7 protein-coding genes, 1 tRNA gene and 3 rRNA genes are annotated in these 14,827 nt (G+C 53.4%); 6 read left to right on the top strand and 5 right to left on the bottom strand.

Translation table 11 applies throughout. The annotated features are described in order from the left end of the window. Nucleotides 1-71: 71 nt before the first annotated feature. Both purD and purH read right to left on the bottom strand, forming a co-directional pair. A complete protein-coding gene (gene purD, locus ACMGGR_RS20160; RefSeq protein ID WP_246760133.1) occupies nt 72-1,352 on the bottom strand; it encodes a phosphoribosylamine--glycine ligase in 1,281 nt (426 codons plus the stop codon). A 15-nt stretch (nt 1,353-1,367) separates the two neighbouring features. Beyond that, nucleotides 1,368-2,957 (bottom strand): bifunctional phosphoribosylaminoimidazolecarboxamide formyltransferase/IMP cyclohydrolase, encoded by a 1,590-nt coding sequence (gene purH / locus ACMGGR_RS20155; RefSeq protein WP_414147717.1) that lies wholly within the window; start codon nt 2,955-2,957, stop codon nt 1,368-1,370. Between the two features lie 629 nt (nt 2,958-3,586). Here purH and ACMGGR_RS20150 point away from each other — a divergent pair. From ACMGGR_RS20150 to rrf, 4 genes are all read left to right on the top strand, one after another. After that, nucleotides 3,587-5,128, top strand: a 16S ribosomal RNA gene (locus ACMGGR_RS20150). Between the two features lie 174 nt (nt 5,129-5,302). Then, nucleotides 5,303-5,377: transfer RNA gene (locus ACMGGR_RS20145), tRNA-Glu, on the top strand. 218 nt (nt 5,378-5,595) lie between these two features. After that, nucleotides 5,596-8,497 (top strand): 23S ribosomal RNA (locus ACMGGR_RS20140). Nucleotides 8,498-8,600: 103 nt separating this feature from the next. Then, nucleotides 8,601-8,716: ribosomal RNA gene (gene rrf / locus ACMGGR_RS20135) — 5S ribosomal RNA — on the top strand. The 16S, 23S and 5S rRNA genes sit together here with 1 tRNA gene alongside, the layout of an rRNA operon. Before the next feature lie 112 nt (nt 8,717-8,828). On the opposite strand, the gene ACMGGR_RS20130 is transcribed toward rrf, so the two are convergent. Genes ACMGGR_RS20130 through ACMGGR_RS20120 form a run of 3 tightly spaced genes read right to left on the bottom strand, consistent with a single transcriptional unit; the run spans nt 8,829 to nt 12,608 of the window. Then, nucleotides 8,829-10,556, bottom strand: a complete 1,728-nt coding sequence (locus tag ACMGGR_RS20130) for a M28 family peptidase (protein WP_414147716.1) — start codon at nt 10,554-10,556, stop codon at nt 8,829-8,831. Nucleotides 10,557-10,602: 46 nt separating this feature from the next. Further along, nucleotides 10,603-11,403, bottom strand: coding sequence for a transporter substrate-binding domain-containing protein (locus tag ACMGGR_RS20125; protein ID WP_414147715.1), 801 nt, complete (start codon nt 11,401-11,403; stop codon nt 10,603-10,605). After that, nucleotides 11,403-12,608 (bottom strand): M20 family metallopeptidase, encoded by a 1,206-nt coding sequence (locus ACMGGR_RS20120; RefSeq protein ID WP_414147714.1) that lies wholly within the window; start codon nt 12,606-12,608, stop codon nt 11,403-11,405. The genes ACMGGR_RS20125 and ACMGGR_RS20120 overlap by 1 nt, the downstream gene beginning before the upstream one ends. A gap of 162 nt (nt 12,609-12,770) precedes the next feature. Here ACMGGR_RS20120 and ACMGGR_RS20115 point away from each other — a divergent pair, with 162 nt between their 5' ends. Then, nucleotides 12,771-13,622, top strand: a complete 852-nt coding sequence (locus tag ACMGGR_RS20115) for a LysR family transcriptional regulator (protein WP_414147713.1) — start codon at nt 12,771-12,773, stop codon at nt 13,620-13,622. Nucleotides 13,623-13,727: 105 nt separating this feature from the next. After that, nucleotides 13,728-14,657, top strand: a complete 930-nt coding sequence (gene metA, locus ACMGGR_RS20110) for a homoserine O-acetyltransferase MetA (RefSeq protein ID WP_246762365.1) — start codon at nt 13,728-13,730, stop codon at nt 14,655-14,657. The last annotated feature ends 170 nt before the right edge of the window (nt 14,658-14,827 follow it).

Raw genomic sequence — 14,827 nt, 5'->3', positions numbered from 1 at the left:
CGTTCTGCCAGGGAGTTAGCGGAAAGGGGGGAGGTCAGGGGACGAAAAGCTTCATCCCCTGCTGGTCTGTCTTATTTACGGCCGATGGCGCGATAGCCGATATCTTTACGGCAGAAGCTACCGTTCCACGAAACAGGCTTAGCCAGTTCGTAGGCATGGCGCTGTGCTGCCGCAACGTCTTCACCCAGCGCCGTTACGCACAGGACGCGGCCGCCGTTAGTCACCACTAAATCATCCTGCATTCTGGTGCCGGCATGGAAGATTTTGCCGTCTGGCGTCTCTTCCAGCGGTAAACCGTGGATCTGGTCACCGGTGCTGTAGTCGCCAGGATAGCCGCCAGCCGCCAGAACCACGCCCAGCGCAGGACGAGGATCCCAGACCGAATCTTTCGTGTTCAGCTTGCCGTCAACGGCCGCCAGGCAAAGCTCGATCAGATCCGACTGCAAACGCAGCATGATCGGCTGCGTTTCCGGGTCGCCAAAGCGGCAGTTAAATTCAATCACCTTCGGCTGGCCGCTTTTATCAATCATCAGGCCGGCATACAGAAAACCGGTATAAACGTTACCTTCGGCCGCCATGCCGCGAACGGTTGGCCAGATAACTTCGTCCATTACGCGCTGGTGGATCTCATCGGTGACCACCGGAGCAGGAGAGTACGCGCCCATGCCGCCGGTGTTCGGGCCGGTGTCGCCATCGCCTACGCGTTTATGATCCTGGCTGGTTGCCATCGGCAGAACGTTTTCACCATCAACCATCACGATAAAGCTGGCTTCTTCACCGTCCAGAAACTCTTCCACCACGATGCGGTGTCCGGCGTCGCCAAACGCGTTGCCGGCCAGCATATCTTTAATCGCTTCTTCTGCTTCCTGTAGCGTCATCGCCACAATCACGCCTTTACCCGCCGCCAGGCCATCGGCCTTAATAACGATCGGTGCGCCTTTACTGCGCGTGTAGGCCAGCGCGGCGTCTACATCGGTAAAGTTCTGGTATTCCGCGGTTGGGATCTTATGACGGGCCAGGAAATCTTTGGTGAAAGCTTTAGATCCTTCCAGCTGCGCGGCAGCCTGGGTTGGGCCAAAAATTTTCAGTCCGGCAGCCTGGAAAGCATCCACGACGCCAATCACCAGTGGGGCTTCCGGGCCAACGATGGTCAGGTCAATATTTTCACGCTGTGCAAAGTCCAGCAGAGCCGGGATATCGGTGGCGCTGATAGCCACGTTCTGCAAAGCAGGCTCAAGTGCGGTACCGGCATTGCCGGGCGCGACAAAAACGGTTTCCGCCAGCGGCGACTGAGAAGCTTTCCATGCCAGCGCATGCTCGCGGCCGCCATTGCCGATTACTAAAATTTTCATAGTCTGGTTCCTTAATTAATGGCGGAAGTGGCGCATGTTAGTAAAGATCATCGCGATGTCGTGTTCGTCAGCGGCAGCGATAACTTCTTCATCACGAATGGAACCGCCAGGCTGGATAACGCAGCGCACGCCAGCAGCGGCGGCGGCGTCAATGCCATCACGGAACGGGAAAAAGGCATCCGAGGCCAGCGCGCAGCCTTCCACCACCAGACCTTCGTCTTTTGCTTTGATGCCGGCAATTTTAGCGGAGTAAACGCGGCTCATCTGGCCCGCGCCAATACCTACGGTCATGTTATCGCGTGCATAAACGATGGCGTTTGACTTCACAAACTTGGCGACTTTCCAGCAGAACAGCGCATCACGCAATTCCTGCTCGGTTGGCTGACGCTTGCTGACCACGCGCAGCTGGCTTTCTTCAACCATGCCCAGGTCGCGATCCTGTACCAGCAGGCCGCCGTTAACGCGTTTGAAATCTAAACCAGCCTGACGCTGCTGCCACTGACCGCAAATCAGGACGCGAACGTTCTGCTTGGCCGAGGTAACCTTTAATGCAGCTTCGCTTGCTGAAGGCGCAATAATCACCTCAACAAACTGGCGGCTAACGATGGCTTGCGCGGTGGCTTCATCCAGCTCGCGGTTGAAAGCGATGATGCCGCCAAAAGCAGAAGTTGGGTCAGTTTTGTAAGCCAGCTCGTAAGCGCCCAGAATGGAATCGCTGACCGCAACGCCGCAAGGGTTAGCATGCTTGACGATCACGCAGGCCGGTTCGCTGAATTCCTTCACGCACTCCAGCGCGGCGTCGGTATCCGCGATGTTGTTATAGGAAAGCGCTTTACCCTGAACCTGCTGCGCGGTGGCAACGGAAGCTTCGGTGACGTTCTCTTCTATATAGAAGGCAGCATCCTGATGGCTGTTCTCGCCGTAGCGCATATCCTGCTTCTTAATAAAGTTCAGGTTAAGCGTACGCGGGAAACGTCCGGCAGGCTCGGTGGTTTCACCATGATAAGCAGGAACCATACTACCGAAGTAATTGGCGATCATGCTGTCGTAGGCTGCGGTATGCTCAAAAGCTTTAATAGCCAGATCGAAACGGGTGGCCAGCTGCAGCGAGTTATCGTTGGCATCCATCTCCGCAATAATAGCCGCGTAGTCGCTGCTCTTTACTACGATAGCCACGTCTTTATGATTCTTGGCCGCCGAGCGCACCATCGTTGGGCCGCCGATATCAATATTTTCTACCGCATCTTCCAGCGAGCAGCCTTCGCGGGCGACCGTTTGGGCAAAGGGATAAAGGTTTACGACAACCATGTCGATAGGCGCGATACTGTGCTGCTGCATAATGTCGTCATCCTGGCCACGGCGTCCCAGAATGCCGCCGTGTACTTTTGGATGCAGTGTTTTGACGCGTCCATCCATCATTTCCGGAAAACCGGTGTAGTCAGACACTTCAGTAACGGGCAGGCCCGCTTCTGCCAGCAGGCGGGCGGTGCCGCCAGTGGAAAGCAGCTCAACACCGCGCGCTGACAGCGCCTGAGCAAATTCGAGGATACCGGCTTTGTCGGACACGCTGAGCAGAGCGCGGCGTACAGGACGAGGTTGTTGCATGAGGTTTTATCCCTTGGCTTTGGTTCGCATAGATAAGAGCGTTACATCAATCTTAGCTTTTCGCTTCTATATAGAGAAAGAAGCACGCGAAGATTCAGGTAACGCCCCCAAATGGGGGCCGGGATTTTTCGGGGGCATTGTAGCGAAAACGTTTGCGTGATGCTCGTCTAAATTTAAGTGCGCCGACGAATGTGGATAAGTTTGTGGGTAAATGCGTATAAATACCCCTTTTGCTGTGGAATGCAGCGAACGCGCTATTTTTCTAAAATTAGGGGTTGTCAGCCGTCGAGAACTCCCTATAATGCGCCTCCATCGACACGGAACAACGGCTTACCGGCCGCCGGGTTGAGAGGGTCAGGAAGCTGAACCGCCGGAGAAAAACTTCTGAAAAAGAAGTTGACTCTGAAGGAGGAAAGCGTAAGATACGCCACCTCGCAGTAAGTCGCCACGGCGCTTACCGCAACGCTCTTTAACAATTTATCAGACAATCTGTGTGGGCACTCGCAGGATTGATATCAGCGTCTCCGGACGCAAAAAAATATCAAGTCTTAAGAGTGAACACATAATGAAAATTCATTATGACGTTTTACACTTGAGCATCGCTGCACTTGTTGCAGCAAATCAAACTTAAATTGAAGAGTTTGATCATGGCTCAGATTGAACGCTGGCGGCAGGCCTAACACATGCAAGTCGAACGGTAGCACAGAAGAGCTTGCTCTTCGGGTGACGAGTGGCGGACGGGTGAGTAATGTCTGGGGATCTGCCCGATAGAGGGGGATAACCACTGGAAACGGTGGCTAATACCGCATAACGTCGCAAGACCAAAGAGGGGGACCTTCGGGCCTCTCACTATCGGATGAACCCAGATGGGATTAGCTAGTAGGTGGGGTAACGGCTCACCTAGGCGACGATCCCTAGCTGGTCTGAGAGGATGACCAGCCACACTGGAACTGAGACACGGTCCAGACTCCTACGGGAGGCAGCAGTGGGGAATATTGCACAATGGGCGCAAGCCTGATGCAGCCATGCCGCGTGTATGAAGAAGGCCTTCGGGTTGTAAAGTACTTTCAGCGGGGAGGAAGGGATGGAGCTTAATACGCTTTGTCATTGACGTTACCCGCAGAAGAAGCACCGGCTAACTCCGTGCCAGCAGCCGCGGTAATACGGAGGGTGCAAGCGTTAATCGGAATTACTGGGCGTAAAGCGCACGCAGGCGGTCTGTCAAGTCGGATGTGAAATCCCCGGGCTCAACCCGGGAACTGCATTCGAAACTGGCAGGCTAGAGTCTCGTAGAGGGGGGTAGAATTCCAGGTGTAGCGGTGAAATGCGTAGAGATCTGGAGGAATACCGGTGGCGAAGGCGGCCCCCTGGACGAAGACTGACGCTCAGGTGCGAAAGCGTGGGGAGCAAACAGGATTAGATACCCTGGTAGTCCACGCCGTAAACGATGTCGACTTGGAGGTTGTGCCCTTGAGGCGTGGCTTCCGGAGCTAACGCGTTAAGTCGACCGCCTGGGGAGTACGGCCGCAAGGTTAAAACTCAAATGAATTGACGGGGGCCCGCACAAGCGGTGGAGCATGTGGTTTAATTCGATGCAACGCGAAGAACCTTACCTGGCCTTGACATCCACGGAATTCGGCAGAGATGCCTTAGTGCCTTCGGGAACCGTGAGACAGGTGCTGCATGGCTGTCGTCAGCTCGTGTTGTGAAATGTTGGGTTAAGTCCCGCAACGAGCGCAACCCTTATCCTTTGTTGCCAGCGATTCGGTCGGGAACTCAAAGGAGACTGCCGGTGATAAACCGGAGGAAGGTGGGGATGACGTCAAGTCATCATGGCCCTTACGGCCAGGGCTACACACGTGCTACAATGGCGCATACAAAGAGAAGCGACCTCGCGAGAGCAAGCGGACCTCATAAAGTGCGTCGTAGTCCGGATCGGAGTCTGCAACTCGACTCCGTGAAGTCGGAATCGCTAGTAATCGTGGATCAGAATGCCACGGTGAATACGTTCCCGGGCCTTGTACACACCGCCCGTCACACCATGGGAGTGGGTTGCAAAAGAAGTAGGTAGCTTAACCTTCGGGAGGGCGCTTACCACTTTGTGATTCATGACTGGGGTGAAGTCGTAACAAGGTAACCGTAGGGGAACCTGCGGTTGGATCACCTCCTTACCTGAAGATACTTTCCCGCGTAGTGCTCACACAGATTGTCTGATAGAAAAGTAATGAGCAAGGCGTTAACGCGTTGGGGGTAAAGTGACAAGTGAAGTTGTCGCGCGATTTTCTTAAGAAAATCTTGCCTTTACGTGAAATTAGCGAATCGGTGATTCGCAAAGCAAATTTCACGTCCCCTTCGTCTAGCGGTTAGGACTCCGCCCTTTCACGGCGGCAACAGGGGTTCGAATCCCCTAGGGGACGCCACTTGCTTGGTGACAGGTGAAAGGTGTCTCCACGAAGTATCTCAAAACTGGCTTACGAGCCACGTTTGAGATATTTGCTCTTTAACAATCCGGAACAAGCTGAAAATTGAAACGACGCGTCGCGTTCATTCTCCGTAATAAGAATGAACGGAGCGATGCGGTCGAGTCTCTCAATGCCTGCAACAGCAACGTGTCTTTCGGGACGCTTGTGGGTTGTGAGGTTAAGTGACTAAGCGTACACGGTGGATGCCCTGGCAGTCAGAGGCGATGAAGGGCGTGCTAATCTGCGATAAGCATCGGTAAGGTGATATGAACCGTTACAACCGACGATACCCGAATGGGGAAACCCGGTGCACTTGTGCATCATTGCAGCATGAATACATAGTGCTGCAAGGCGAACCTGGGGAACTGAAACATCTAAGTACCCAGAGGAAAAGAAATCAACCGAGATTCCCCCAGTAGCGGCGAGCGAACGGGGAACAGCCCGGAACCATCATCAGTTTGTGTGTCAGTGGAAGCGTCTGGAAAGTCGCAGGGTACAGGGTGATACTCCCGTACACGAAGATACACTTATTGTGAGTTCGAAGAGTAGGGCGGGACACGTGATATCCTGTCTGAAGATGGGGGGACCATCCTCCAAGGCTAAATACTCCTGACTGACCGATAGTGAACCAGTACCGTGAGGGAAAGGCGAAAAGAACCCCGGCGAGGGGAGTGAAACAGAACCTGAAACCGTGTACGTACAAGCAGTGGGAGCACCCTTGTGGTGTGACTGCGTACCTTTTGTATAATGGGTCAGCGACTTATATTCTGTAGCAAGGTTAACCGTATAGGGGAGCCGCAGGGAAACCGAGTCTTAACTGGGCGTTAAGTTGCAGGGTATAGACCCGAAACCCGGTGATCTAGCCATGGGCAGGTTGAAGGTTGGGTAACACTAACTGGAGGACCGAACCGACTAATGTTGAAAAATTAGCGGATGACCTGTGGCTGGGGGTGAAAGGCCAATCAAACCGGGAGATAGCTGGTTCTCCCCGAAAGCTATTTAGGTAGCGCCTCGTGAATTCATCTCCGGGGGTAGAGCACTGTTTCGGCTAGGGGGCCATCCCGGCTTACCAACCCGATGCAAACTGCGAATACCGGAGAATGTTATCACGGGAGACACACGGCGGGTGCTAACGTCCGTCGTGAAGAGGGAAACAACCCAGACCGCCAGCTAAGGTCCCAAAGTCATGGTTAAGTGGGAAACGATGTGGGAAGGCACAGACAGCCAGGATGTTGGCTTAGAAGCAGCCATCATTTAAAGAAAGCGTAATAGCTCACTGGTCGAGTCGGCCTGCGCGGAAGATGTAACGGGGCTAAACCATGCACCGAAGCTGCGGCAGCGACACTATGTGTTGTTGGGTAGGGGAGCGTTCTGTAAGCCGTCGAAGGTGGCCTGTGAGGGCTGCTGGAGGTATCAGAAGTGCGAATGCTGACATAAGTAACGATAAAGCGGGTGAAAAGCCCGCTCGCCGGAAGACCAAGGGTTCCTGTCCAACGTTAATCGGGGCAGGGTGAGTCGACCCCTAAGGCGAGGCCGAAAGGCGTAGTCGATGGGAAACAGGTTAATATTCCTGTACTCGGTGTTACTGCGAAGGGGGGACGGAGAAGGCTATGTTGGCCGGGCGACGGTTGTCCCGGTTTAAGCGTGTAGGCTGAGCATCCAGGCAAATCCGGATGCTTAAGGCTGAGGCGTGATGACGAGGCACTACGGTGCTGAAGTAACAGATGCCCTGCTTCCAGGAAAAGCCTCTAAGCTCCAGGTAACACAGAATCGTACCCCAAACCGACACAGGTGGTCAGGTAGAGAATACCAAGGCGCTTGAGAGAACTCGGGTGAAGGAACTAGGCAAAATGGTGCCGTAACTTCGGGAGAAGGCACGCTGGCGCGTAGGTGGAGGGACTTGCTCCCCGAGCCGAAGCCAGTCGAAGATACCAGCTGGCTGCAACTGTTTATTAAAAACACAGCACTGTGCAAACACGAAAGTGGACGTATACGGTGTGACGCCTGCCCGGTGCCGGAAGGTTAATTGATGGGGTTATCCGCAAGGAGAAGCTCTTGATCGAAGCCCCGGTAAACGGCGGCCGTAACTATAACGGTCCTAAGGTAGCGAAATTCCTTGTCGGGTAAGTTCCGACCTGCACGAATGGCGTAATGATGGCCAGGCTGTCTCCACCCGAGACTCAGTGAAATTGAACTCGCTGTGAAGATGCAGTGTACCCGCGGCAAGACGGAAAGACCCCGTGAACCTTTACTACAGCTTGACACTGAACATTGAGCCTTGATGTGTAGGATAGGTGGGAGGCTTTGAAGCGTGGACGCCAGTCTGCGTGGAGCCATCCTTGAAATACCACCCTTTAACGTTTGATGTTCTAACCTGGCGCCATAATCTGGCGTGGGGACAGTGTCTGGTGGGTAGTTTGACTGGGGCGGTCTCCTCCCAAAGAGTAACGGAGGAGCACGAAGGTCAGCTAATCACGGTCGGACATCGTGAGGTTAGTGCAATGGCATAAGCTGGCTTGACTGCGAGAGTGACGGCTCGAGCAGGTGCGAAAGCAGGTCATAGTGATCCGGTGGTTCTGTATGGAAGGGCCATCGCTCAACGGATAAAAGGTACTCCGGGGATAACAGGCTGATACCGCCCAAGAGTTCATATCGACGGCGGTGTTTGGCACCTCGATGTCGGCTCATCACATCCTGGGGCTGAAGTAGGTCCCAAGGGTACGGCTGTTCGCCGTTTAAAGTGGTACGCGAGCTGGGTTTAGAACGTCGTGAGACAGTTCGGTCCCTATCTGCCGTGGGCGCTGGAGAATTGAGAGGGGTTGCTCCTAGTACGAGAGGACCGGAGTGAACGCACCGCTGGTGTTCGGGTTGTCACGCCAGTGGCATTGCCCGGTAGCTAAGTGCGGAAAAGATAAGCGCTGAAAGCATCTAAGCGCGAAACTTGCCTCGAGATGAGTTCTCCCTGTGGCTTTACGCCACCTGAAGGGACGTTGAAGACGACGACGTTGATAGGCCGGATGTGTAAGCGCAGCGATGCGTTGAGCTAACCGGTACTAATGACCCGTGAGGCTTAACCTTACAACGCCAGAAGCGTTCTGGCGCGTGTTGAGAGACACAGAATTTTCAGCTTTGTTCCCGGATAACTTTGCGCGGCCTGTGGCGGCGTGAAGAACAGAATTTGCCTGGCGGCTTTAGCGCGGTGGTCCCACCTGACCCCATGCCGAACTCAGAAGTGAAACGCCGTAGCGCCGATGGTAGTGTGGGGTCTCCCCATGCGAGAGTAGGGAACTGCCAGGCATCAAACTGCGATAACCCTGACCTCACGGTCAGGGTTTTTTGCATTTGCGCGCCGGAAAACCCGCGTCTGATGGCAGTACTCTGCATTTGCGCGTCAGGAAACTCCCTTTATTTACATTTCTGCATTGATAAAATCCTGCCTGATGTCGGAAACCGGAATACTTTCCAGTAACTCGCCACTTTGCTGTAGCAAACTTATAGCTCTGTTGCGCTGACGTACAAACTGGGTCGTCATGGTAAGGAACGTGAGCGGAGCTGTATTGTGTTGCCGTTGCCCGCGTAGAATCTGTAGGCCAGCAAAAGCGCCGCCGCGATAACTTCGGTCATAATGAAAATCATCGGTTGAGCTATAGCGAACGCGATGCCATAAAGAGACGGCTCGACAGATAATTTGACCTGTTTCTGGATTTTTATACCTGTCACCGATATCTGCAATTTTCTGCTGTAATCGCCGAATTTCGTCTCCGATCGGCGCAAGATCAAACTGCACATCCAGTGAAATTTGCAACTGCTCCAGCTCCTGCAACAGCAAGACCAAATAGCCTGAAGGATCTACAGGTAGCGCTTCGTCACCGAGTAGCTGCGCCAGCCAGCCGATATGGATCTGGCAATCGCGCCAGAGAATCGCATCATCAACTTTGTCGCGCGTATCATATTCAGTATGCCACCACCATCCACCGCCGCTACCAGGCGACTGGCTGCCAGCGATTTCCGGCTCTTCACGAAAAGCAAAATGCAATGGAATACCACATCCCCAAAAAGAGTGATCGCTTCCCTTTCCCGGAGGGGTAATTCGTCGGGCAGGCTTGCCCGTTATCTGACCGACAATTCGCTGTAAAAAGTCAGGATTTTCTGCGCCACTGGCATTCACAATAACTTCCGTTGCATCCTTACAGCCGGGAGAATCCACATTGATATGAGCCACGCACTGCTGCTGTAACTCATGACGATAGCGATCGGCATACCAGGTAGATCCTCCGTAGCGGGCATTGGAGTGGCCCGGCCACCATGCAATGCGTAGTCCGCGCTTTAAAAGAGGTTGGTGCTGATGAAAATACGCCGCTACGGCGACACAGAGTGCGTTACCCGTTGCATTATCGGTTACGCCTTCATGCCAGGAATCGTAATGGCTGGAAAGTAAAACAAACTCATCAAGTTCGCCACGGATAGTAACAACAGGCAGGCTACAGCAGGCAACATGCTCATCCAGCCTGGTGGAAAGACAGGCTAACACCTCTTGCTGCATATTTATTATTTCCAGTAATTCTCTGCCTTGTTGATGGTTAACAGAAATAACGGGAAGAGTGGGGTATAGCGCCATATCGTCGGGTACCGGCGTTCCCCAAACCGGCCCCACCGTTTCTTCGTGCAGGACTGATTCGGGCGATCCCCAGATATGCACCAGACCTACAGCCCCCGCCTGGCACAGACGCTGAACGTAATCTTCAAAAGCCTGGTCGGCGATAACGATTTTTCCACGTACCGATGTTTCCCAGGCTGTCCGCTCCAGGTCGCTAATTGGGTGAAGAGATTGTCGATCGTAAACCAGCGCTCCCGTTACCCCGGCCGGACAGTTTGCCGAAAACGAGCGAGTTTTTGCTTCTCCCTGCCAGTGTGGAAAGTCAGGCAAAATCAGCGAGCCTGCAAGCGGATCGCTGAGATAAAGCTCACAGGTTTCACGTATCGGAGAGAGGCCTGTAGCGCTAAGCTGCTGCATAAGGAAATCGACTGCACGTTCGGCACCTTCGCTGCCGGAAAGGCGGTTAAGGTGTTGAAACTGGTCCAGGACCCGGTTCATCAGAGGAACAAGTTCTGCCTGGATTGGTTCACTTAGCTGCATACAGCCCCCATCTTGTTCGTCGTACCGCCTTCCCGTGGCATAAGATTTATTTCACCGCTTCCTGCGCGCCCGTTCTGGTCACCTTCATTTCAATATCGCCAAAGTAGTGCTGCTTAATCTTCTGCCAGCTACCATCGGCCATAATCTTCGCCAGCCCTTCATTCAGCAACGCCCGCGTTTTCTCATCCCCTTTACGCACGCCGTAGGCTGAACCGATGCTGAATAGCACTTCATCACGCACTTCCGGACCGGTCAGCGCAAACTCTTTACCTTCTGGCTTTTGCAAAAAGCCAAAGGTAACGGCCACCGACGGGCTAAGCGCACCATCAAGACGACCCGCTGCCAGGTCCTGGTAAATAACGTCCTGATCGGGATAGGTTTTTACGCTAACGCCTTTAGGTGCCCAATATTTATTGGCGTACATCTCCTGGATAGAACCTTGCTGCACAGCGATATTTTTGCCCTGCAGAGATTCTGCTGTTGGCTGCAAAGCTGAACCTTTACGAGCTACCAGCTGCGAGGGAACGTGATAGATAAAGTTACTGAAATCTATCGATTCTTTACGCCGCGTCGTGGCGCCCAGCGGTGAGATGAAATCGACCTTTTTGGCCATTAAAGACGGGATTTCGGCATCAAAGCTGCTAACAACATAAACACATTTCACCGCTACGGCTTTGCAAACGGCATTAGTGATATCCACTTCAAAGCCCGTGGGCGTGCCGTTAACATCGCGGTACTGGAAAGGCGGATAGCTCAAATCCGCCCCCACTCGCAGGGTTTCGCCTGCTGCCAGTGCCGAAGAACAACACAGAGCCAGCGTCGCCAGCGTCAAAATAGAAGTTTTCATTATTTTTCTCCTGCCCGTACCGTTTGTGATTGCCACTCGATAAACTCATTTCTGACGACTATTAGCTGAGCCTCATCGTGGCATAAATCGTAAGCCGTCATGGCCAGCGCCTTTGCGGCGGTCAGCATAGCGTCCAGCCCTGCTGGCGAACCTGCCGCAGCAGCGAACTCTGGCGTATGCGGCGTAACGTCGCCGATGCGCAAATAGGGATGAATAGCCGCCGTCACCTGACTGACATTGCCAATATCGGATGAGCCGACGCCGCCGCTTTGCGGTGTAGCGTGGTTTTCCTCACCCAGCATCGCCAGATTGCGGGTAAAGCTGGCCGCCAGAGCCAGGTTATTGTTGCGCTCGGCGTAGATCAGGCCTTCTTCGATTTCCACTCGGGCACCGGTCATCTCCGCTGCACTTTTTACCGCAGCGTAAACCTTGCGGCGTACCTCGCTCAGGCCGCCCACGGTAGCCGCGCGCAGGATAAATTTAGCTTCTGCATAGGCGGGAACGATGTTAGCGGCGCTGCCGCCGTTGGTGATTACGCCATGCACGCGCACATCATCGGTAAAAAACTGACGCAGGGCGTTGATGCCGTTAAAGGTATGGATAACTGCATCCAGCGCGCTGATCCCCAGCTGAGGTGCGGATGCAGCATGAGAAGCTTTACCGTAAAATTTAAACGTTGAATCGTGGCAGGCCAGAGCGCCGCGCACGACCATATTTTTCTCTCGTGGGTGAAACATCATTACGGCGTCCGTATCCTTAAAAACGCCTTTTTCTACCATGATGATTTTACCGCCGCCGTCTTCCTCTGCTGGCGTCCCGATGACCTCAATACAGCCATTAAAGTCCAGCTCTGCCGCTTTTAAAGCCAGCGCAGCCGCTACCGAGGCGCTGCCAATCAGATTGTGACCACAGGCGTGGCCCAGATCTGGCAGTGCATCATACTCGGCTAAAAAGGCGATGGTCGGGCCGCCCTGGCCCGTTCGCCAGCTGGCGCGAAAAGCCGTTTCCAGTCCTGCCGTACCTGTTTCAATGGTAAAGCCTGCTTCACGCAGTGGCGCGATCAGTGCCGCAGCCGAACGGTGTTCCTCAAAGCTGAGTTCCGGGTGTTGATGCAGATCCAGCGCCAGCGCTCGTATTGCTGGCGCAATAGCGTCGACGGCATAAATAATTTTATCTTTCTGCGCGTTTTTGGTGCATACAGGCATAATTTTTCCCTGATTCGGTGCAGTTAATTTCTGTGAAATTAATACGTTAACCAGATATAGGCTTTTTCCTGCTCAATTCCCAATTGAGCTTTTTTATGGCTTGCACCGCCTGAGCAAAAAATATTTTATGGTAGTACGATTCCTGACGATGCAGAGGGCGCGATGAACGAAAAAGACTGGTTAATCATCCGGACCGTATGGCAGTACAAAAACATTACTCGCGCGGCGGAGCAGCTTTTTACTTCACAGCCCGCTCTGAGCTACAGGCTAAAGCAGATTGAGCGCAAACTGTCTGTGCAGCTATTTGAAGAAAACGGGCGTGGCCTGACATTTTCCGCTCAGGGTCGCTACCTGGCGCAGCATGCTGAAACCGTGCTTGCTGAGCTACAGCTGCTCAAAACGACGCTGCAAAACCTGAACGGCCCGCAGCAGGGAGAATTACGTATTGGCGTCTCCAGTAACTTTGCCGCCTATTGCCTGCCCGATTTACTGCATCAGTTTAGCCAGCAGCATCCCGGGATCAGCGTCAGGCTGGTCAGCGGCCTTAGCGAGGAAATGTATATCAGGCTACAGCGTAGCGATGTGCATCTGGCGCTGGTTAAGGATGACTACGGCTGGAAAGAGGGGAAACGGCTGGTGAATGAAGATAACTATTACCTGATCAGCCGCCAGCCACTGGATTTAGCGCAGTTGCCGCATCTGCCGCAAATAAAAATTAATCACGGTGGCCATATTACGCGTCTGATTGAAAGGTGGTGGAACGCCAGCTATTCCACCGCGCCGCATATAACCATGAACGTAGACAAGCTGGAAGTCTGCCTGGCGATGGTGGAGCGGGGAATGGGCTACGCAATTGTCTCCAGCTACCAGCCGCTGGCGGAGTCGTTGTTTCGCGTGCCGCTTTTCGTGGGCGATGAACCGGTAAAGAGCCGGACGTGGCTGCTGTACCGCCATGCCAGCGCGGACGCAGCCGTGACGCTGCCTTTTGTCGAGCTATTTAGCGAGTACAGATGAAACATTTTCAACTACTGCATGAGCTCTCGACATTTACCGGGCAACCCGCTATCTTTGGCTGTCTGGATGTCTAAACGTATAAATGGTTAGTTGAGGAAACAGGCTATGCCGATTAGGGTACCCGATGAATTACCAGCCGTGAATTTTCTGCGCAACGAAAATGTCTTTGTTATGACCTCTTCGCGTGCCAGCAATCAGGAAATCCGTCCGTTAAAAGTGCTGGTTTTGAATCTGATGCCAAAGAAGATTGAGACGGAAAACCAGTTTTTGCGTCTGCTTTCCAATTCGCCGTTGCAGATTGATATTCAGCTGCTGCGTATCGACAGCCGTGAATCGCGCAATACCCCGATGGAACATCTGAATAACTTCTACTGTAATTTTGAGGATATTCAGAACAATAACTATGATGGCCTTATCGTTACCGGCGCGCCGCTGGGGCTGGTCGATTTTGATGACGTGGCCTACTGGCCGCAGATCCAGCGCGTGCTGCACTGGGCAAAAGAGCACGTTACCTCCACGCTTTTCGTTTGCTGGGCCGTGCAGGCTGCGCTGAATATTCTTTATGGTATCCCTAAGCAGACGCGCGAAAAGAAACTGTCGGGCGTTTATGACCACCGTATACTGCATCCGCACGCGCTATTAACCCGCGGCTTTGATGATACTTTCCTGGCACCGCATTCTCGCTATGCAGATTTCCCGACGCATCTGCTGCGCGACTATACGGATCTGGAAATCTTTGCTGAATCTGAAGAAACGGGCGCCTACCTGTTTGCCAGCAAAGATAAGCGGCTGGCGTTTGTCACGGGTCATCCGGAATATGATGCGTTAACGCTGTCTGGCGAATACCACCGCGATTACGAAGCCGGATTAAATCCGGAAGTACCCTATAACTATTTCCCGCAGGACAATCCGGAGCTGCCGCCGCGTGCCAGCTGGCGCAGCCACGGCAACCTACTGTTTTCTAACTGGCTGAATTACTACGTCTACCAGATTACGCCGTTCGATTTGCGCCATATGAATCCTACGCTGGAATAGCAGAAAGGGGGCCAGCTACTACGCTGGCCTTTTTATTTCCTCGTAATGCTTCGCAGATAGAGCTTCACGGATATTCCATAAAATTAAGCGTTAACGGCGTTATCAATATCACTCTCTCCGGAGAATATTGCCTGCTTTGACCTGCTCAAAAATTATGCCAGTATGAAACG

Origin of the sequence: Erwinia sp. BNK-24-b, assembly GCF_047456155.1 — a bacterium.
GTDB lineage: Bacteria > Pseudomonadota > Gammaproteobacteria > Enterobacterales > Enterobacteriaceae > Erwinia > Erwinia phyllosphaerae.
The sequence above is the reverse complement of the archived record's forward strand: the minus strand, read 5'-3'. Positions and strand labels throughout refer to the sequence as shown.